At 52.9% G+C, this 19,754-nt stretch carries 25 protein-coding genes; 22 read left to right on the forward strand and 3 right to left on the reverse strand.

Annotation, left to right across the window (positions count from 1 at the left end; translation table 11 throughout):
• Positions 1 to 85: 85 nt before the first annotated feature.
• The 17 genes from ET33_RS28975 (at position 86) to ET33_RS36755 (ending at position 14,869) form a co-directional block, all read left to right on the forward strand.
• Entirely contained in the window at positions 86 to 496 is a 411-nt protein-coding gene (locus ET33_RS28975; protein ID WP_036690251.1) for an Asp23/Gls24 family envelope stress response protein, read from the forward strand.
• Positions 497 to 572: 76 nt separating this feature from the next.
• Positions 573 to 1,133 (forward strand): alkaline shock response membrane anchor protein AmaP, encoded by a 561-nt coding sequence (amaP, locus tag ET33_RS28980; RefSeq protein WP_036690253.1) that lies wholly within the window; start codon positions 573 to 575, stop codon positions 1,131 to 1,133.
• Positions 1,134 to 1,147: 14 nt separating this feature from the next.
• On the forward strand, positions 1,148 to 1,387 hold the full coding sequence (locus tag ET33_RS28985) for a DUF2273 domain-containing protein (RefSeq protein WP_036690255.1): 240 nt from the start codon (positions 1,148 to 1,150) through the stop codon (positions 1,385 to 1,387).
• A 128-nt stretch (positions 1,388 to 1,515) separates the two neighbouring features.
• Positions 1,516 to 1,974, forward strand: a complete 459-nt coding sequence (nusB, locus tag ET33_RS28990) for a transcription antitermination factor NusB (RefSeq protein ID WP_036690257.1) — start codon at positions 1,516 to 1,518, stop codon at positions 1,972 to 1,974.
• A gap of 29 nt (positions 1,975 to 2,003) precedes the next feature.
• Positions 2,004 to 2,864: a bifunctional methylenetetrahydrofolate dehydrogenase/methenyltetrahydrofolate cyclohydrolase FolD gene (gene folD, locus ET33_RS28995; RefSeq protein WP_036690259.1), complete on the forward strand. Its 861-nt coding sequence runs from the start codon at positions 2,004 to 2,006 to the stop codon at positions 2,862 to 2,864.
• Between the two features lie 17 nt (positions 2,865 to 2,881).
• Entirely contained in the window at positions 2,882 to 4,270 is a 1,389-nt protein-coding gene (gene xseA / locus ET33_RS29000; RefSeq protein WP_036690262.1) for an exodeoxyribonuclease VII large subunit, read from the forward strand.
• Positions 4,245 to 4,502 carry an exodeoxyribonuclease VII small subunit gene (xseB, locus tag ET33_RS29005; RefSeq protein ID WP_036690264.1) on the forward strand — a complete coding sequence of 86 codons (258 nt, stop codon included), beginning with the start codon at positions 4,245 to 4,247 and terminating at the stop codon, positions 4,500 to 4,502. The genes xseA and xseB overlap by 26 nt, the downstream gene beginning before the upstream one ends.
• Before the next feature lie 35 nt (positions 4,503 to 4,537).
• Positions 4,538 to 5,404 carry a polyprenyl synthetase family protein gene (locus ET33_RS29010; RefSeq protein ID WP_235206848.1) on the forward strand — a complete coding sequence of 289 codons (867 nt, stop codon included), beginning with the start codon at positions 4,538 to 4,540 and terminating at the stop codon, positions 5,402 to 5,404.
• Between the two features lie 171 nt (positions 5,405 to 5,575).
• Positions 5,576 to 7,483, forward strand: coding sequence for a 1-deoxy-D-xylulose-5-phosphate synthase (gene dxs, locus ET33_RS29015; RefSeq protein ID WP_200879242.1), 1,908 nt, complete (start codon positions 5,576 to 5,578; stop codon positions 7,481 to 7,483).
• A gap of 22 nt (positions 7,484 to 7,505) precedes the next feature.
• Positions 7,506 to 8,342 (forward strand): TlyA family RNA methyltransferase, encoded by an 837-nt coding sequence (locus tag ET33_RS29020; protein WP_036690270.1) that lies wholly within the window; start codon positions 7,506 to 7,508, stop codon positions 8,340 to 8,342.
• Between the two features lie 70 nt (positions 8,343 to 8,412).
• Positions 8,413 to 8,898, forward strand: a complete 486-nt coding sequence (locus ET33_RS29025; RefSeq protein ID WP_036690272.1) for a hypothetical protein — start codon at positions 8,413 to 8,415, stop codon at positions 8,896 to 8,898.
• Positions 8,899 to 8,912: 14 nt separating this feature from the next.
• Positions 8,913 to 9,362, forward strand: a complete 450-nt coding sequence (gene ahrC, locus ET33_RS29030) for a transcriptional regulator AhrC/ArgR (protein WP_036690275.1) — start codon at positions 8,913 to 8,915, stop codon at positions 9,360 to 9,362.
• Positions 9,363 to 9,381: 19 nt separating this feature from the next.
• Positions 9,382 to 11,082, forward strand: coding sequence for a DNA repair protein RecN (recN, locus tag ET33_RS29035; RefSeq protein ID WP_036690279.1), 1,701 nt, complete (start codon positions 9,382 to 9,384; stop codon positions 11,080 to 11,082).
• Between the two features lie 140 nt (positions 11,083 to 11,222).
• A complete protein-coding gene (spoIVB, locus tag ET33_RS29040; RefSeq protein ID WP_179223834.1) occupies positions 11,223 to 12,560 on the forward strand; it encodes a SpoIVB peptidase in 1,338 nt (445 codons plus the stop codon).
• A 255-nt stretch (positions 12,561 to 12,815) separates the two neighbouring features.
• Positions 12,816 to 13,616 carry a sporulation transcription factor Spo0A gene (spo0A, locus tag ET33_RS29045; protein WP_036690284.1) on the forward strand — a complete coding sequence of 267 codons (801 nt, stop codon included), beginning with the start codon at positions 12,816 to 12,818 and terminating at the stop codon, positions 13,614 to 13,616.
• 141 nt (positions 13,617 to 13,757) lie between these two features.
• Entirely contained in the window at positions 13,758 to 13,916 is a 159-nt protein-coding gene (locus ET33_RS39055; protein ID WP_161783576.1) for a hypothetical protein, read from the forward strand.
• 2 nt (positions 13,917 to 13,918) lie between these two features.
• Positions 13,919 to 14,869: a copper amine oxidase N-terminal domain-containing protein gene (locus ET33_RS36755; protein ID WP_051775779.1), complete on the forward strand. Its 951-nt coding sequence runs from the start codon at positions 13,919 to 13,921 to the stop codon at positions 14,867 to 14,869.
• A 70-nt stretch (positions 14,870 to 14,939) separates the two neighbouring features.
• Here ET33_RS36755 and ET33_RS40475 read toward each other — a convergent pair whose 3' ends face one another.
• Entirely contained in the window at positions 14,940 to 15,299 is a 360-nt protein-coding gene (locus ET33_RS40475) for a helix-turn-helix domain-containing protein (protein WP_327204071.1), read from the reverse strand.
• Positions 15,300 to 15,497: 198 nt separating this feature from the next.
• Between ET33_RS40475 and ET33_RS29060 the strand changes: the two genes are divergently transcribed.
• On the forward strand, positions 15,498 to 15,812 hold the full coding sequence (locus tag ET33_RS29060) for a hypothetical protein (protein ID WP_036690288.1): 315 nt from the start codon (positions 15,498 to 15,500) through the stop codon (positions 15,810 to 15,812).
• A 73-nt stretch (positions 15,813 to 15,885) separates the two neighbouring features.
• On the opposite strand, the gene ET33_RS29065 is transcribed toward ET33_RS29060, so the two are convergent.
• Together ET33_RS29065 and ET33_RS29070 are read right to left on the reverse strand one after the other, a co-directional pair.
• Positions 15,886 to 16,065: a hypothetical protein gene (locus ET33_RS29065; protein ID WP_036690290.1), complete on the reverse strand. Its 180-nt coding sequence runs from the start codon at positions 16,063 to 16,065 to the stop codon at positions 15,886 to 15,888.
• Positions 16,066 to 16,146: 81 nt separating this feature from the next.
• The gene (locus ET33_RS29070; protein WP_036690293.1) at positions 16,147 to 16,467 is read right to left on the reverse strand and encodes a hypothetical protein; all 321 of its coding nucleotides are present in this window, start codon (positions 16,465 to 16,467) and stop codon (positions 16,147 to 16,149) included.
• A 181-nt stretch (positions 16,468 to 16,648) separates the two neighbouring features.
• Here ET33_RS29070 and ET33_RS29075 point away from each other — a divergent pair, with 181 nt between their 5' ends.
• From ET33_RS29075 to ET33_RS29090, 4 genes are read left to right on the forward strand one after another with little or no spacing between them, the layout of a single operon-like run.
• Positions 16,649 to 16,993 carry a carboxymuconolactone decarboxylase family protein gene (locus tag ET33_RS29075; RefSeq protein ID WP_036690296.1) on the forward strand — a complete coding sequence of 115 codons (345 nt, stop codon included), beginning with the start codon at positions 16,649 to 16,651 and terminating at the stop codon, positions 16,991 to 16,993.
• A gap of 14 nt (positions 16,994 to 17,007) precedes the next feature.
• Positions 17,008 to 18,078 (forward strand): putative cytokinetic ring protein SteA, encoded by a 1,071-nt coding sequence (gene steA / locus ET33_RS29080; RefSeq protein ID WP_235206845.1) that lies wholly within the window; start codon positions 17,008 to 17,010, stop codon positions 18,076 to 18,078.
• Between the two features lie 19 nt (positions 18,079 to 18,097).
• Positions 18,098 to 18,796 (forward strand): glycosyltransferase family 2 protein, encoded by a 699-nt coding sequence (locus tag ET33_RS29085; protein ID WP_036690298.1) that lies wholly within the window; start codon positions 18,098 to 18,100, stop codon positions 18,794 to 18,796.
• On the forward strand, positions 18,766 to 19,704 hold the full coding sequence (locus tag ET33_RS29090) for a hypothetical protein (protein ID WP_161783577.1): 939 nt from the start codon (positions 18,766 to 18,768) through the stop codon (positions 19,702 to 19,704). The genes ET33_RS29085 and ET33_RS29090 overlap by 31 nt, the downstream gene beginning before the upstream one ends.
• Positions 19,705 to 19,754 lie beyond the last annotated feature (50 nt).

A 19,754-nucleotide genomic window follows, 5' to 3' on the forward strand; every position in this document is an offset into this window, starting at 1 on the left:
GCTTCGTTGTCATCTTTTTAAGGGAATGGTATAGTATACAATAAGTCTAGGTATGGGCAAGCCAAATGTTTAGGAGGTCCTGACCATGAGTACACTGGCAGCGGATTATGAGAAGACCGAGATGGGCACGATTCAGATCGCTCCGGAGGTGATCGAGATCATCGCCGGTATGGCAACCGTGGAAGTGCCTGGCGTTGCAGGCATGAGCGGCGGATTTGCCGGAGATATCGCCGAGTTTCTCGGACGCAAAAATATGTCCAAAGGCGTAAAAGTCGAAGTGGGTCAGCGCGAAGCGGCAATTGACGTGTCTGTCGTCATCGAATTCGGTACGCGGATTCCGGAGGTTGCAAGCGCGGTTCAGCATAATGTCAAGCAGGCCATCGAATCGATGACCGGACTTAGCGTCGTTCAAGTGAACGTTCACATTCATGACGTTATTTTCAAAGGTGCGGACAAAGTCGAAGAGCCGGAAACGCCCGCTCAGCGCGTAAAATAATTAATAAATACCCCGGTTGAACCCCCATCCTTCACCGTTTGGGGGTTTCCTCCATCTTAGGAAGGAGTCAGGATTCGTGGTAAAAGTTCTCGACAGACTGCTGCTCTTTATTTTCAGCTTGGCCATGCTGATCGCAACATTAATTCTGCTCTGCGCTGCATTCGGCCTGATTTCCTTCAACACGGCGGGTAACTTCGTTCACGACGTGTATTACGATTTAAGAACGGCGATTATTTTCATCAGCTCCACGGCGGTGGCGGCTCTGTTAAGCCTTCGCTTCCTGTATTTGTCCGTAAGGCGCGGCAAATCTTCGTCGCCATCGATCGATCAGCGTACCGAATTCGGGGACATCCGCATTTCGCTCGATACGGTGGAGAATTTGTCGTTGAAAGCGGCAGGCCGAACGCGCGGGGTTCAAGATTTGCGCGCCCGTGTCAAAGTGAATCAATCCGGACTCGAAATCGTCATTCGCGCCATCGTGGACGGCGAAAATTCCATTCCGGCGATGACCGAAGAGATGCAGGCGAACGTGAAGCGGCATATTGAGGAAATTACGGGGATTCCCGTAGCTTTCGTCACGGTATTTATCGCGAATATTCAACAATCGTCCCCGACCTTCAAAAGTCGAGTGGAATAGAGGTGAGCCCCCGGATGTGGATGCGAATTTGGGAGCAACTGTGGGAACAGCACAGGGGTAAGACGGTCGGCGTCCTGGCCGGGAGTGCCCTTGGCCTCATTTATTTGTTCTTCGGCTTCTGGCGTATGTTAATCTTTATCCTGATCGTATATACTGGATACTACATAGGGAAAAGGTTGGACCGGAACGAGTCGGTGTTTCCCGCAGAAGACACTTGGCGCCGGCTAATGGACAAATGGAGACTGTTCCGCTAAAATCCTTGGATGACGCCCAAGGATTTTTTCGGTTAATAAAAATTTATAAGTCTTCACCTTAAGACAAGGAAGACGCAGCCGGTTTATTCCGGTGAAGCAAGTGCAAACCCACAGGAGGATTTGATCGGATGAGACGAAGATTGGCAAGGGAGCTTGCGGTGCAAAGCTTATATCAGATCGAAATGAACGAAGCGACAGCGGCCGATGCCATCGCGCACGTAATTGAAGAAGCGCGGACGGAGGACGAGGCGCAGCTTACGAGGGAGCGCGATCAGATTGCGCCTCATGAGGTGGTTGAGCTCGTAGAAGGCACGATGCAGCACAAGCGGCAAATCGACGGCCTGCTTTCCGATTATTTGAAGGGCTGGCAGATGGACAGGCTGTCCAAGGTAGACCGAGAAATTATGCGGCTGGCCACGTATGAAATGGTGTTTCGGGAAGATGTGCCGCCGAAGGTCGTTGTGAACGAAGCGATCGAAATGGCCAAAAATTTTGGCACGGAGGAATCGGGGAAATTCGTCAACGGCGTACTCGGCAAAATGATCAAAGACCTGGAGACGATCCGCAGCCGTTCGTCCGAAGCGTAGAAGCGACCTAGCGAAAGGGGAAAACAAGCATGTCCGCGCAAATCATTAACGGCAAAGAAATCGTCAGCGCTTACCGCGCCGATATTAAGCAGCAAGTCGAGCAGTTGAAGCAGCAAGGGGTACAGCCAGGACTTGCGGTGGTCATCGTCGGAGACGACCCGGCTTCGCACGTCTACGTGCGCAATAAAGCGAAAGCCTGTGAAGAAGCGGGCATGCATTCCGAAGTGTACAAGCTTCCGGAAAATACGCCGGAGGCCGATGTGCTGGCGCTCATCTCCAAGCTGAACGGCGATGAGGCGATTCACGGCATTCTTGTTCAGTCGCCGCTGCCGGGACATATTTCGGAGGAACGGGTAGTCGAAGCGATCGCGATCGAAAAGGACGTCGACTGCTTCCATCCGGTCAATGTGGGCAACCTGATGATCGGCAAGGAAGGACCGGCTCCCTGCACGCCAGCGGGCGTCATTGAGATTCTCAAGAAAGTCGGCGTCGAAATCGCCGGCAAGCATGCCGTCGTGATCGGTCGCAGCAACATCGTCGGCAAGCCGATGGCCATTTTGCTGCTTCGCGAGAATGCGACCGTTACGGTGTGCCACTCGCGCACGAAAAATATGGAACAAATTACGCGGCAGGCAGATATTTTGATCGCGGCGGTCGGCAAAGCGAAGATGATCAACCGCAGCCACATCAAGCCGGGAGCCGTTGTCGTCGACGTAGGCATCAACCGGCTCGATACCGGCAAGCTGGCGGGAGACGTCGATTTTGACGACGTTCTGGAGACGGCAAGCTATGTAACGCCGGTGCCGGGCTGCGTCGGTCCGATGACGATTACGATCCTGCTTCGCAATACGCTTGAAGCGGCACAGCGTGCGGCTTCTGCAACCAATTAGCGGTAACGGGCGTAGTTATGAAGGAAAAACAAATTTTATCGATCAAAGAGCTGAATCGATACATTAAAATGCTGCTTGAGGGCACGGACCGGCTGCAGGACGTTTGGGTGCGAGGTGAAATTTCTAATTTTACCCATCACTCCAGCGGACATATGTATTTTACGTTAAAAGATGCGGACAGCCGGTTAAAAAGCATTATGTTCGCCTCCTACAACCAGCGGCTTCCGTTCATTCCTCGGGAAGGAACGAAGGTGATCGCCTGCGGAAACATCTCGGTGTACGAACGGGACGGACAGTATCAATTCTATGTCACGCAAATGCAGCCGGACGGCATCGGGAGCTTGTATCTGGCGTTCGAGCAGTTGAAGAAAAAGCTGGAATCCGAAGGGTTGTTCGCTCCGGCGAGAAAAAAGCCGATTCCGCGTTTCCCGCGCGCAATCGGGGTCATTACGTCGCCGACGGGCGCGGCGGTTCGCGATATTATCATCACGCTGCAGCGCCGTCATCCGACTGTTCCCATCTTGCTGTATCCTGCGCTTGTGCAGGGCAAACAGGCGGCTCCTTCGATTGTGAGAGCGATCGAGGAAATGAATGCAAGAAACGAAGTCGATGTGCTGATCGTCGGCCGCGGGGGCGGATCGCTTGAGGAGTTGTGGGCCTTCAACGAAGAGGTCGTGGCCCGGGCGATCTTCGCTTCGAGCCTGCCGATCATTTCGGCGGTCGGCCATGAAACGGATTTCACGATCGCAGATTTCGTCGCTGACCTGCGCGCTCCGACGCCGACGGCGGCTGCTGAGCTGGCCGTTCCGCATCATCAGGAGCTGAAGCAGCAGATCGGTTACTTGCGCCAGCAATTGTACGGCGGGTTAACTCAGCAGCTTGAACGAAGCAAAGAACGGTTGAAGCGCCTCCAGCGCTCGCCATACCTTACGAATCCCCGCAGGCAGCTGCTTTTGCAGCCCGCGGAACGTCTCGACCGCATGCGCGAGCAGCTCGGCTACAAGATGCGCAGCCGCCTGACGAAAAGTCACGAGCGGCTGATGAAGGCCGACCGGCAGCTCGCTTCGTTTAATCCGAAGGAGCAGGTCGTTTACTCCCGGAAACGGCTGGACTCGTCCGCCCGTTTGCTTCGCCAGACGATGCAGGCGGTGCTGAGGCGCAAGCAGCAGGAGCTCGTATCGTCCATGCGCCAGCTGGATGCGCTCAGCCCGCTGAAGATCATGCAGCGGGGGTACGGCCTCGTATACGACGAGAAAGAGAAACAGCTCGTGAAATCGATCCAACAGGTGCAGATTGGGGATATTTTGAAGCTGCGCCTGATGGACGGACGGATCGATTGTCATGTTTGGTCTATGGAGGAGAAGACGGAGGAGAAAAGCGATGTCAAATCAGGAAGCGACGCCTAGCTTCGAGCAGGCGATGGACCAGCTTGAGCGCATTGTGGCCCAGCTCGAAAGCGGCGATATTCCGCTTGAGCAGGCGATAGAGCTGTTTCAAGAAGGCATGAAGCTGTCTCAATTGTGTGGGCAGAAGCTGGAACAGGTGGAACGCAAAATTGAAATTTTGCTGGAAGAAGAGGGCGGTCTGACGAAAAAACCGTTTCAGCCACAGGAAACCGATAAAGGGGATAACCGATGAACGAGTCATCCGGCATCCGAGAATACATTCGAGACATGGCTTCGCTCATAGAGCGGGAGCTGCAGCTGTCGATTCCGTCGCCGTGGGCGATTCCCGCCCCGCTTCGCGAGTCGATGATGTACTCCTTAATGGCCGGCGGCAAGCGGCTGCGGCCGATTCTGGTGCTGGCAGCGGCAGAATCGCTGGGCGGCAGCCCGGAAGCGGCTGTTCCCGCAGCGCTGGCCGTTGAGATGATCCACACGTATTCGCTTATTCATGACGATCTTCCCGCCATGGACAACGACGATTTTCGGCGGGGCAAACCGACGAACCATAAGGTTTACGGCGAAGCGATGGCGATTCTGGCCGGGGACGCTTTGCTGACCCATGCGTTCTATTCGGTCGTTCAATCTGCAAAGAAGCATAACATTCCGGCCGACCGTGTGGTCGACATCGTCGAAGAGCTGTCCCGGCTTTCCGGTGCCCCCGGCATGGTTGGAGGTCAAGCGGCGGACATGCTGGGAGAGCAGGGAGTCACGAAGCTGGAAGAGCTGGAGTATATCCATCTGCACAAGACGAGCGACTTGATCGTCTTTTCCTTGAAGGCCGGCGGCCGGATCGCCGGGGCGACTGAAACCCAGCTTGCCGCATTGGAGCGGTTCGGCACGTGCATCGGGCTGGCGTTTCAAATCCAGGACGACGTGCTCGATCTGATCGGGGACGAAAGCAAGCTTGGCAAGCCCGTGCAGAGCGACGTCAAACAGCAGAAAGTGACCTACCCTTATTTTATCGGGATTGAAGCGTCGATTGCGAAGGCCGGGGAGCTGACGCGCGAGGCGAAGCAAGCGATCCTGACGGCGGATTTCCCGCGCCCGGAGCGGCTGCTGGAGCTTGCGGATTATTTAATGAAGCGCGACCATTAGCGCTTGGACCGGTTCAGCCGCCCTTAGCGCAGCTGCTTTTGCGCCGGTCCCGTTTGAGCGCGTGACGGTCCTGTGCTATAATGGCATCGTATTCAAACACATTACATAGCCTATGCAATGAAGCGGATCGTTACCGACTCATACCTGCCATTCGTTAGGCATACTCCAACTATGGAAAGCGAGGGAACAAGCGTGCTGCTCGATCACATTCATCAGCCTGAGGACTTGAAACGTCTGACTGTGGAACAGCTGGAGCAAGTGGCTGCGGAAACGAGACATTTTCTTGTCGAGAAGCTTTCGGTCACCGGCGGTCACCTCGCGCCCAACCTTGGCGTTGTCGAGTTAACGATTGCTATGCACTATTTGTTCGACAGTCCGAAGGATAAATTTATTTTCGATGTCGGTCACCAGTCGTATGTTCACAAGATTCTGACCGGTCGAAAAGACAAGTTCGATACATTGCGCAAATATAAAGGCCTGTGCGGTTTCGTGAAACGTTCCGAAAGCGAGCATGACGTCTGGGAAGCCGGCCACAGCAGCACTTCGCTGTCCGCAGCGATGGGGATGGCTGTGGCCCGCGATTTGAAGGGCGAGAAGAACCGGATCGTTGCCATGATCGGTGACGGAGCGCTTACCGGCGGTATGGCTCTGGAAGCTCTGAATCATATCGGCCACGAGAAGCGGAAGCTGATGGTCATTCTGAACGACAACGAAATGTCCATCGCCCCCAACGTCGGAGCGCTCAGCCACTATTTGGCGCGCATTCGTTCGGACCGGCACTATGTGAAGGTAAAGGAAGAATTCGAGCACCTGATCAAAAAGATTCCGGCCATCGGCGGTACCTTGGCGAAGACGGCGGAACGGGTGAAGGATTCGTTCAAATATTTGGTTGTCCCCGGCGTTTGGTTCGAAGAGCTCGGCTTTACGTATCTGGGGCCTGTGGACGGCCACAACTTGCCGCTGCTGCTTGAAACCATGAAGCAAGCGGATAAAGTAAACGGGCCTGTCCTTGTACATGTGATCACAACCAAAGGCAAGGGCTATTCGCCGGCCGAGGCGGATTCCCACACATGGCACGGCATCAGCCCATACAAAATCGAATCCGGCCAAGTCCTCAAGACGGTTGGCCCTCCGATGTATACGGAAGTGTTCGGAAGCACGCTGATTGAGCTGGCGAAGCAGGACGAGCGCATTGTGGCGATTACCCCGGCAATGCCCGGCGGTTCGGGTCTGCTCGGCTTTGCCAAGGAATTTCCCGGCCGGATGTTCGACGTAGGGATTGCGGAGCAGCATGCCGCTACGTTTTCCGCCGGTCTGGCTGAGGAAGGGTTGAAGCCGGTATTTGCCGTTTACTCGACCTTCCTGCAGCGAGCTTACGACCAGGTCGTACACGATATTTGCCGCGCCAACCTGAACGTTGTGTTCGCGATTGACCGCGCGGGTTTCGTCGGTCCGGACGGCGAGACGCATCAAGGGGTATACGATATGGCGTACTTGCGCAGTATCCCGAATATGGTACTGATGATGCCGAAGGACGAGAACGAGCTGCGTCATATGATGAAGACGGCTTTTGAGTATAACGAAGGCCCGATTGCTTACCGTTACCCCCGGATTAGCGGACTCGGGGTGCCGATGGACGAGACGCTCCAGCCGATTCCGATCGGCACCTGGGAAGTGCTCCGTCCGGGAAGCGATGCGGCGATTCTGGCTGTCGGCCCGATGATTCCGCTTGCTCTGGAAGCGGCCGAGGCGATGAGCAAGGAAGGCGTTCAAGTTCGCGTCATCAACGCGCGGTTTATCAAGCCGATGGACGAGGCAATGCTTCTCCAGCTCGCGAAAGAAGACATCCCGATCCTGACCCTGGAAGAAGGGGCGGAGCTCGGAGGCTTCGGCAGCGGCGTGCTGGAGCATTACTCGCAGCAAAATGTATACGGCCTGCGAATCAAAATTATCGGCGTGCCGGATTATTTCGTCGAGCACGGCTCCGTCAAGGAACAGCGTAAAGAGGTCGGATTCACAGCCGAGCGGCTCGTATCGGAACTGCAGGCGCTCGTTCCGCGCAGACGGCAGCGGGCCTAACAATATGGAGTAGGAGCAATTCATGGCTGGGGATAAAGCGGAAAAAGAACGACTCGATGTCCTGCTCGTCGAGCAGGGTTACTATGAAACAAGAGAAAAAGCCAAGGCGGCCATTATGGCCGGATTGGTGCTGGTTGACGACGTTCCGGTCGACAAGGCCGGGACGAAGATTGCCCGCACGTCCCGGCTGATTGTCAAGGGTGCGGTGCATCCTTACGTCAGCCGCGGCGGGCTGAAGCTGGAGAAGGCGCTCAACGTGTTCGGCATCGATCTGCAAGGCGTCACGATGCTGGATATCGGCGCTTCGACCGGGGGATTTACCGATTGCGCGCTGCAGAACGGGGTGGTTCACGTCTATGCGGTCGATGTCGGCTACAACCAGCTGGATTGGTCGCTGCGCAAGGACCCTAGGGTTAGCGTCATGGAGCGGACCAATTTCCGCTACATGCAGCCGGGCGACTTGAAGGGACCGGAGCCGGCATTTGCTTCGATCGACGTGTCCTTCATTTCTTTGAAGCTTATTTTGCCGCCGCTGAAGCAGCTGCTTGCGCCGCAAGGACAAGTCGTTGCTTTAATTAAGCCGCAATTCGAGGCGGGCCGGGAGAAGGTAGGCAAATCCGGCGTCGTCCGTGACCCCCGGGTCCATCAAGAGGTGTTGGAAGACATCCTCCGATTTGCCCAGGATATCGGTTATGCCATTCGGGGGTTGACCTACTCCCCGATCAAGGGCGGCGAGGGCAACATTGAATTTTTAGTACATCTTCTCCATACGGACGAGCCCGGGTTGTCCGGTCCCGAACTGGACCGGTTGATCCGAGAGGTCACCCAAGAGTCGCAAAGCATGCAGAGCTCATCTTGACGGATGAGTTTTTTTGCCTTTATACAGGAATTTGGATGCGGTTTCTCGAATATTCCTTCGAGGTGATTCCATGCAAAGCGGGGACGGCTTGATCGTGTTTTTGGTGGCGCTGGCACTGGGGGCATGGGTGTATTTTTACGCCCGGAGCAAGCTGAAGGAAGCCGTGGAGGACGAGCCTCCGTTCGAATTTCTCGCCGACACGAAGGTGCCGGAGGATGAAGCGACGGAGCTTCTTGAGGCGCGCGGCTATTCGGTCCTTAGCGGTAAGAAACGCATTCCCGTACACATCAAAGTCAACCGCAGCGAAACGCTTCAAAGCCGGCTGTTCGTTGATTACACAGTGGAGAAAAACGGCCGGTATTACATCGTCAAGACAGCAAAAGAGCGTAAACTGATGGAGAGGACCGGAAGCGGCGTCCGCGACCATCTGCTCGTGTATCAACTGCTATACCCGAAAACGGCAGGAGTATTATATGTAAATGTGCCTGAACAAACGGTGGACTGCTATGTGTTCGAACTGCAAGCCGAAGATGACGACGATACCGATACCCCATAACCAGGGAGGAAGCCATGAAAGGCCAACGACATGTTAGAATACGAGAAATCATCACCAACAACGAAATCGAAACGCAGGATGAGCTAGTCGAGCAGCTTCGCAAAGCGGGCTTTCATGTCACGCAGGCGACCATTTCCAGAGATATAAAGGAAATGCATCTGATCAAAGTGCCATTAGACGACGGAAGGTATAAATATTCCATGCCGGCCGATCAGCGCTACAATCCACTGCAGCGTTTGCGGCGGGCGCTCAACGACCATTTTGTGCATATTGACCATACCGAGAATCTCGTCGTGATCAAAAGCTTGCCGGGGACGGCAAATGCGATTGCGGCGCTCATTGACAGTCTGGAATGGAATGAGATTATGGGTACGATCAGCGGCGACGACACGATTCTGATCATTTGCCGAACCAAGGATCACAGTTCACATATCGTTAATCAAGTCTTGGGAATGCTCAGCTAATGTCAGAGAGGTGTAGCTTATGCTGCTGGAACTATCCATTCGCCATCTGGCGGTTATCGAACATGTCGAATTGCATTGCAAAACCGGATTCCACGTCTTGACGGGGGAAACGGGGGCGGGCAAATCGATTATCATTGACGCGCTCGGTCTGATTGCCGGGGGCCGAAGTTCTTCGGATCTGGTTCGCTACGGAAGCGATAAAGCGTCGATCGAAGCGCTGTATCAGATCGGGAAGGATCATCCCGTTTGGAATATTTTGTCCGGCGTGGGAATAGAAGCCGACCCGGAGGAGCATCTTATTATTCGCAGAGAAATAACGGCTCAAGGCAAGAGTACCAGCCGCGTGAACGGACAATTGGTCAACCGCGCAGTGCTTAGGGAAATGGGCGATTATCTGGTCAATATTCACGGACAGCACGAGCATCAATCGTTGTTCCGGGTGGAGGAGCATATCCGGTGGCTCGACATGTTCGGTGAGCCGCAGATTTTGCCTGCCAAGCTTGCTTATCAGGAAGCGTACGATGTATACCAGGGAATCCGCAAGCAGCTTAAGGAGCTGCAGGAAACAAGCAAACAAGCGCTGCAAATGATGGATTTGTACCGGTTTCAGGTGGAGGAGATCCGTTCGGCCAAGCTGAAAGCGGGAGAAGACGAGGCGCTGGCCGATGAGAAACGAAAGCTGGTCAATGCGGAACGGCTGTTCCAGAACGCCTCCGACGCTTACGATCTGCTGTATGGGGGAAGCAAGGGATTGGATGCCGTCGGCCGCGCCGTCCAGAAGCTTCAGGATATCGCCGCACTCGATCCCGCCAAGCTTCAGCCGCTGCTGGAGCAAGTGCAAGGAGCCTTTTATCAGCTGGAAGACGCGGCTTATCAGGTACGCGATTACCGCGACGAAGTGGAGTTTAACCCTTCCAGACTCGATTTTATCGAGCAAAGGCTGGATACGATTTCGTCGCTTCGCAGAAAATATGGAGAATCAGTTTCGGATATTCTTGCTTATGTTGAAAAGATTGAAAAGGAACTGGACCTGATCGAGAACAAGGACGAAAAGCTTCAGCAGCTGCAAAAAGAAGAAGCGGTGGCCCTCGAACAGGTACAGCGGCTGGCTTCGGTTCTGACCGAGCAACGTATGATCGTAGCGGACAAGCTCGCGGCGGAAATTGTGGCGGAGCTTCGCGAGCTGCAGATGGAGCGGACGCAGTTCCGGGTCCATTTTGCCGTGGATGGGGAGAAGAAGCTGACGCGCGAAGGCGCTGATCAGGTCGAGTTTCTCATTTCGGCCAATCCCGGAGAGCCGATGCGTGCGCTCAGCAAAATCGCTTCCGGTGGGGAAATCTCCCGCGTCATGCTGGCGCTGAAATCGATTTTTGCCCGGGTGGACAGCATTCCGGTAATGGTCTTCGATGAAGTGGATACCGGAGTAAGCGGGCGCGCGGCACAAGCGATAGCCGAGAAAATGTCCAGGCTATCCCGGAGCTGTCAAATCTTTTCCATTACGCATCTGCCGCAGGTTGCCTGCATGGCGGACGTGCATTACCGCATTCATAAAACGACGGATGGAGACCGCACTTATACGAATATTGACGACTTGAATACGGAAGAACGCATTCACGAGCTGGCCCGGATGCTGGGAGGCGTCGAAGTGACTGACAAAACGCTCCAGCACGCGCAGGAAATGATCGCGCTTGCCGATAACATGAAAGCGAAAATGAGCTAGCCAAGGGAGCATTTTGGAGTTATAAAAGAAAAGGGCGGGGGTTACCTTAAAGGTACACAAACGGCGGTGCAGCCAGCTTTGAAGCCGGAAGTCGCAAGCCGCGTGCCGCTAAGCAAAGGAAGCAAGGGAGCGTGAGCGAATTGGGTTCCAACCATAGAAAAAGATTGATTGGATTACTGCTCGTCCTCTTCGTTTGTTTGGGTAGCCTCACCACCCCTTTCCGCAGTTTTGCCTCATTCCCCGAGGAGCTCCGGCTTTTCACCGGACAGCAAACCCAATTGAAGCTGGCGATGCCCGTCAGCGCGCAGGTAACGGTCAACCATCCGGAAGTGCTCAAGGTCAACGGCTCGGCAAGGCACTCATTCCAAGTGGATCTTCATCATCCTATTGCACTTGAATCTTATCAAGCCGGACAAGCTGAAATGAAGCTGAAGCTATTCGGTAAAATTCCTTTCAAGACGGTGAAAGTCAATGTCGTCCCTGATTTAAAAGTGATTCCCGGCGGTCAGACGATCGGCGTGAAGCTGAAATCGGCCGGGATTATGATTGTCGGGCATCATTTGGTTGCGATCGCGGATGACCGCAAAACGTCTCCGGGCGAAGAGGCCAAGGTGCAGCTCGGCGATCTCATCGTCAAAATGAACGGTAAAACCGTAAGCGACGTAAGCCGGGTAGCGGATCTCGTCAAAACGGCGGGAGAGGACAAAAAGCCGATTATGCTGACGATCCGCCGAGGAAACGAAACGCTCGACATTCCGATCACTCCAGCGTATGATACCGTGGACAAGGCGTACAGGCTTGGGCTGTATATTCGCGATTCGGCCGCCGGGGTCGGAACGCTGACTTTCTATGCCCCCGATCAACGCGTATACGGAGCGCTGGGCCACGTCATAACCGATATGGACACCCAAGTGCCGATCATGGTAGGCAACGGAGAAATCGTGCATTCGAACGTCACTTCGATATCGAAGAGCCAGAATGGTGAGCCGGGGGAGAAGCGCGCCCAGTTCTCCAAGGAAAGCAGAGCCATTGGTAATATTGAGAAAAATACGCAGTTCGGCATTTTCGGTAAAATGTTTGATACGCCAGGGCATAGCTACAGCGAGAAGGCATTGCCCGTCGCTTTCGCCGAAGAGGTGAAGGAAGGTCCTGCGCAGATTTATACGGTGGTTAACGGCCAGAAGGTCGAGAAATTCGATATCGAGGTCGTTCATGTGGCGAAGCAGGAATATCCGGCTACCAAAGGGATGGTAATCAAAATTACCGACTCCCGCTTGTTGGACAAGACCGGAGGCATCGTGCAGGGCATGAGCGGAAGCCCGATTATCCAGAATGGCAAAGTGATCGGAGCAGTTACTCACGTCTTCGTCAATGACCCGACGAGCGGCTACGGATGCTTTATCGAATGGATGCTGCAGGATGCAGGCATTATGCTTCGTCCTTCCAATACGGGGACAACAGAACCGAAGGCCAGTTAATGGCCTTCGGTTTTTTTGTGTGAAGTACGTAAATGTTTGCTCCGCTTTTTAGATTGTAGATACGTTATGTAGCATTTAATCGCTCTTTGTCGAATGATGTATAATGGTGAAGTAAATTATTAATTATAAAATAAAAATCAGAAAAAATCCAGAAAAATAATATTCGACAGAAGGAATTTTAAAGTGCATGTCGAAATTGTATTACAGGTAAATAATGCTAAAGCGAATTGCCGCAAATGAAGGAGGCGCTTACCGTTGCAAACCATTGAAGTTCTTTTAGCAGACGACAACCGAGAGTTTACTAATCTTCTTTCCGAATTCATCGATGATCAGGCCGATATGCAAGTGAGCGGTGTTGCTTACAATGGAAATGATGTGCTTCGTCTAATCGAGCAAGGCCCCCGAGTGCCGGACGTATTGATTTTGGACATTATTATGCCTCATCTGGACGGTCTTGGCGTGCTTGAGAAGCTGCGGGAGATGGATTTGAATCCGCAGCCGAAAATCATCATGCTCACCGCTTTCGGTCAAGAAAACATTACCCAAAAAGCTGTTCAGCTTGGCGCCTCGTATTACATTTTGAAACCGTTCGATATGGAAATTTTGACGAACCGGATTCGGCAGTTGATCGGCACAAGCCCAGCTGTGCCTGTGTCCTCTTCGTCGTCGCAGAAAGCGAACGTCGTTCAATTGCCGAAAGGCAAAAATCTGGATGCCAACATCACAACCATCATTCACGAAATCGGCGTGCCTGCTCATATTAAAGGTTACCAATATTTGCGTGAAGCGATCACGATGGTATACAACAACATCGAAATTCTCGGTGCGATTACGAAGACGCTGTATCCGGCGATTGCCGAAAAGTACAAAACAACGCCAAGCCGCGTCGAGCGGGCAATCCGCCATGCGATCGAAGTCGCTTGGACACGAGGCAATATCGACAGCATCTCGCATTTGTTCGGCTATACGATTAATATCAGCAAGGCGAAGCCGACGAATAGCGAATTTATCGCGATGGTTGCTGATAAGCTGCGGATTGAGCATAAGGTATCGTGAAATAAGTGAGCTTTCCTACGTCGGGCCCTAATGGGCTCGGCGTTTTTATTTTTCGTGGAGTGCTATCCTTATGCGAACGAACATTCCCTAGTATGCCGCGGATTCCCAGTGTAGAATTACGGTATATACTGGAAAAGTAGCGTGAAACATTTACTGACTTTCATCGTGGCGCTTATGATTATTGTGATCAGTGGTTGGGGAGCGGCGACTGCTAAGGAAGCAGTCGCGCCGGCAAATGAATCAAGCACTCCTGCAGACTGGCTGTTTGATTTAAATACCGCACAATTAAAAGGAGTGTAGAAGTGAAACCTATACTAGTAGCATTTTTTAATCCTATTTTAATCCTCCTCGTTTTTCTCATGCTGCTCATTGCTCCGGAGAACGTGAAAGCCAACGAAATCTTGTTTCATTTCGAAAACAATCTGTTAGCAAGAGGAGACAAATCTGAAGCAACTGAGATTAAAGTAATCCTTGATGCCAATCTGGTTTCTTTTAGTGCTCCGCCAGTGATTACAAATTCGACGACACTTGTCCAATTCAGACCTATCTTTGAGCGATTGGGACTTCAAATCCGCTGGGATGAGCAAAACCAAACTATAATTGGACAAAAGGAAGAGACAAAAATCCAACTGCAAATTGGCAACCCTGATGCAATTGTAAACGGCAAAGCAATCGTTCTGCCTGTTGCCCCAACTATCGTTGACGGCAATACATTTGTTCCTATTCGTTTTATCTCCGAATCCGTCGATGCAAAAGTCGATTGGGATGAAAAAAGCCGTACAGTTATCATCGAGAGTAAAAGACAATTTGCAAGCAAAGACGGGAAGTTCCATTTTACTGTGTATGGCCTATGGGAAAATATCGCTGACATAACCAAATCAGTCGATACCGGACAAATGGACGTATCCGGTGCTCAGCTTGCTATCCGGTATTTCAAATATACATTGCTACTTATGTATTCGGATTCAAAAGCTGATAATAGTATTAAAAATCTGAAGCTATCTGAATATCTGGAACATGTTAAGAAAGGAAGGAATATTGCCAAAAAGGAAATTATCGAGGAAAAGCAGACAAAGATACTGGGCTTCGACGCTCTTCAGATCAAATATGTAAATAGGAATGACTGGGATAAAAGGATAGATACCCTACTAGTATTTGAGTCGGACTCCCATTTTTATACCATTCTAAATCCTCCTACGAGGATACTTATGAAAGCTCTAGCAAACAATTTCAAGAGATTCTTGATAGTATGACGTTTCATGAAATTTAATGATTTCCGAAATATCGTGATCGTAACAAAGATCCCATAGCAGCATATCGCTGCTACGGGGTCTTTGTGTTATCGTCGGGTACATATTCAATCAAATCTCCTGGCGTGACACCAAGTCCACGGCAAAGTCCCTCTAGGGTATCGTAATCAATTCTCTTTGTGGCATTAGCAGCCAACGAAGTAATGGTGTTCCGGCTAACTCCTGTTAACGCAACGACATCTTTATTTGAAAGCCTGCGCTGCTTCATAATGTCTCCAAGTTTACACCGAACCGACATGAGGATCCTCCTAAAATATTTGCACAACATGTTGACATTTTGGGTAGTAAGAAGTATTATAATTTCATGCACAACATGTTGACATATCGAAATATTGACTTCATGATTTAAGTACATCTTAACAAAAAGTTTCATCTCTTTCAATTCACGAATAGGGGGGGCTTCATTCCTACAAACAAAGCCGTTACATTCACCATTTCTTAATTCTGAGTTATCATCTAAATTTTGTATGTTATATTGCTGAAACTAGACTCTACTGGTCACCTAAACGGTGCCGTGCGTTGACTAGATGAATTTGTGAAGAGGAATTTAAAAAAGAAAGGGGCTGCAACCGTGTTAAAAAGAATCAAGCTCGTCATTGATTCGGGTAACGGTGACTTCGAAATCGTTGACGCTTTTCTGACGCCCGATAAGAACCATGCCTACTTTGTTTCCGATGGTATCGTCAACTATACGATGGCCGCTCGCACACAAGTTGAACCTGTCTATGTGGAATGCCATGTGTCGATCAAACTGGGCGAAACTACACGCGGTGATGTCGCGATTTACGATTTACACGAAAAACTAAACGCGATGACGGCCTATCAACTATTGAACTTCCATGTCATTCATAATGTTAGCGACATTGGGCTGCTATGCGAAAACTAAAATCCCACAAATGCAAGCAAGCCAGCCGTGGATGGATATCCGAAGGGCTGGCTTTTCTCTTCAAAAGCTCAGATCAAGGGCGAATATCGCACTTGTTCTTGATGAACCGAATCTGATTCTCCAGACGGTTGACCGTTTGCTGGGCTTGTTCGTCCAGCTCGGTGTTTTGAATCCCGGCCAGTTGCTGCTGCAGCTCTTGAAGATCGCCGCCTGCATTGGAGCAGTCGTAATTGCTTTCGAGATTGTCAACCATTTCAAAGAAGCACCTCCGCCTAAATGAGTTTAAGCTTAGTATGGGACGTGCTTAACCAAGTATGCGGCTGACGTCAGGCAATTATAGGATCGACTGCGTGATGGGCAGCATGGCCTTATTTTCGGCGTTATTGTCGGAATACAAATCGTGTGCCCAATCTAGCCAGCCTTCGGGCAGACGCTTCATGATGGAGGAGCGGAGTTCCGAACTGGAGCAGGCCAACTCGTAAATGAGCTGCTCGTAAGTATGGAGTACGGAATCAAAATCCAGACCGATATCGTCCATCAGCAATTCCTTCAATGCGCTTTCATTGTCACTGAAGTCTCGGTAAACCAAGCCATCATAAATTTCCGTAATCAGACCATTCTGAACACGAACAATTTTCTGACATGTTTTTTGCATTGAATCTACTCCTTACCCTAGGATAAAACTAATTATACCATACGATAAAATCGATTTTTGTAGAATATTGTAAGTGGTTTCGGTATTTTTTGATTTTTTTTGGACACGAATTTGTTCTTTTTGCATATGCCTTTGGAACGAGGGGAAGCTAAACCAAGGAAAACCGGAAGGAGGCGCCGCGATGCATCAAGCGAACAGCTTGCAAAAAGTCGACTCTTATAAGGTCGGTGTCGGCCACATGAAAGAGCTTATGCCGACGATGGTGGAAGCATACCATCATTTTACAGTCGCTTGTTTTGCCCCCGGAGCACTGAATGAAAAGCAAAAGCAGTTGATTGCCCTTGGCATCGGCTTGTTTGCGAATAACGAGGTGTGTACGCTGTATCACGTTCAAGAAGCGTTGGCTAAGGAAGCATCCCGGCAAGAAATTCTCGAGGCGACGGCTATGGCGTCGGCAGTGACCAGCGGACATGCGATGTCTCAAGGGGTAACGAGGGTGGAGCAGGCGCTGGATTCCTTGACGTGATTGGGGATGAAGCTATGAGATGGAAATCGAAAACGGGACTTTTGCCCATTACCGGCATAACGGAAAGCGACCGAAGCACTAAGCGGCTGCTTCAACGATTGGGACCGGGGCGTATCGCCGTGCTGGCGCACGATGATATGGACGAGTTGGCTGTGCGCGGCTTGCTCCAGGCCCGTGTGTCCGCCGTCGTGAACACGGGCCGGACGATGACCGGGACGATTGCCTCCCGGGCGGTTTTGGAGCTTCTGGAGGCGGGTACGCCGCTTGTGGAGACGTCTCCGGATGCCTTTGAGCTGCTGAACACCTCCCGGACCGTTACCGTGACCGATCACGGGATCGATATGGGAACGTCGTGGGTGCCTTGCCGCCGGTTTACCCGGCAAAGCTGGCTCGCCGGATACCGGGCCGCACAAGCTTCCGAGCCGAAGCAGCTCGCCAGGTTTATCGAGAATACACTGAAATACGCTGCCGAGGAAAAGGAGCAGCTGCTTGAACCGTTTCCGCCCGTTTCGCTGCGGACCGAGCTGCCCGGAAGGCATGCGCTGGTGGTGGTGCGTGGAAGCGGGTACCGGGAAGATTTCGCCGCTCTGAAACGTTACATACGGAGAGTTCGTCCGGTGCTGATCGGTGTGGACGGAGGGGCTGACGCTATTTTGGAAGCGGGGTACAAGCCCGATATCATTATAGGGGATATGGACAGCGTATCGGATCTTGCTTTATTCAGCGGGGCTGAACTCATCGTACATAGCTATCGGAACGGAGCGGCTCCGGGGATGGAGCGCCTTCGGCGGCTCGGGCTTGCAGCGGTTTCGCTGCCGACGGGAGGAACGAGCGAGGATGCGGCGCTCCTGCTGGCGTACGAACAAGGCTGCAAGCAGATTGTCACCGTTGGGCTGCACAGCCATATGCAGGATTTTATGGAAAAAGGACGCAAAGGCATGGGCAGCACATGGCTGGTGCGGATGAAGATCGGGAGCAGGCTTGTCGATGCACGGGGGATCAGCCGCTTATACCCGGCAACCGAACGGCGTAAGCTGGCAAGCCCGGGGGCAGCATGGTTATCCTTTGTCCGTTTTTTGCACTGAGAGAAGGGAGAGAACGCCAATGGTTCCTCTTATATCCGTCATTATTCCTGCGTGGAACGAGTCCCGGTTGCTGGCTTCGACGCTGGAAGCGGTCTCGAAGGCGCACGCGTCAGCGGATTTTTCATTCGATATGCAGCTCATTGTGGTGGATGACGGAAGCCGCGACGGCACGGGAGACGTCGCTTGCGCGTGGGCTGACGTCGTATTGCGTTTTCCCGTGAATTCGGGCAAAGGAGCGGCGATGTTCGCGGGCTGGCAAGCGGCATCAGGGGAGATTGTCGTATTTCTGGACGCCGATCTCGGCAGCACCGCCGAAAAGTTCCCTCTGCTTCTTGAGCCTGTGCTGCGGGGGGAAGCGGATTTGGCCGTGGCGAAGCTTCCGCCGGCAAGCATCCCGGGAGGCTTCGGGCTGGTCAGAGGCTTGGCCGGCCGCGGCGTTCGTCTGCTTAGCGGGTACGCCTCGGGAGCCCCGTTATCCGGGCAACGGGCGATGCGAAGCGAGGTGCTGCGGCGCTGTGAAAGGAAGTACCAAGGATTTGGCGCCGAGGTCGGCATGATGGTTGATGCCGTCAGGCTCGGCTTTCGGATCGTCGAGCTGGAGGTTCCTTTCCGGCACCGGGAGACCGGGCGGACTTGGCAGGGATGGCTCCATCGCGGCAAGCAGCTCTGCGAGGTTGGGCTCACCTTGTGGCAGTGCTGGCGGAAACCGGCATGCTGACCGTGACCGGTTGGTTGTGGGCATGGGCGGTCCCATCGGGCTTGCTGATCGCTGTAGGAGCCGTTTTGCTGCCCGGAACGATGCGTTTTTTGCAGGAGCACGGGCTCTCGGAAACGAACTACTGTGGACGTATTGTTCCGACAGCCGGAGGCGTGCTTCTTTGGCTGCTGCTTCTGCTGTGGTATCTGTACGAGGCGTGCGTAGCGCCTTCCACTTGGCCCAATACAGACCGATGGATGCTGGCGGTCACGATGGTCGGTTTTGCGGGACTGCTTGACGATCTGCTCGGGGAGCGGGAGGTTAAGGGGCTGTGCAATCATTGGAAGGCTTTGATCGAACAGCGGAGGATAACGACCGGGATCGTCAAAGCGGGAACAACCTTGGTGGCTGGAATGCTTATCCTGCTGCCGGAAGCGGACATGTTTCGAAGCGGGACCGGGGCAACCTTCGCGGCGGATAGCCATATGCTGTGGTATTTGCCCTTCAAGCTGCTTCTTATTCTGCTTGCCACCAATGCGGTCAATCTGCTTGATGTTCGGCCCGGACGGGCCTTGAAGGGCTTTTTTGTTTCGCTGCTTTTGCTCGTATGGCTTGCCTCTTGGAGGGAGAGTGGAACGGAAGCCGGTTGGAACGTATGGCGCCTGCTGGTTCCGCTTACGATCGGAGCGGGAGTGTTCGCAGGCGCGGACCTGCGTGGCAAAGCCATGCTGGGCGATGCCGGAGCGAATGTGCTGGGGTTTGCGCTCGGCGTCGGGTTCTCGGTGCTGACACCCGTTCCGGTGCAAGCTGCCGCATTGGCCGTGCTTGTCGGACTACACGCGATCACCTGGCGTCGATCGCTCAGCGTCATCATCGAGCGTCACGCGCTGCTCCGCTGGCTGGATCAAGCCGGCCGCGGACGAGGCTGAATGACAAAAAAAGGGACAGGCTGCGATTGGGACTGAGCCCGTAACGTGAG

It is taken from the genome of Paenibacillus tyrphae (assembly GCF_000722545.1).
Classification (GTDB): domain Bacteria; phylum Bacillota; class Bacilli; order Paenibacillales; family NBRC-103111; genus Paenibacillus_G; species Paenibacillus_G tyrfis.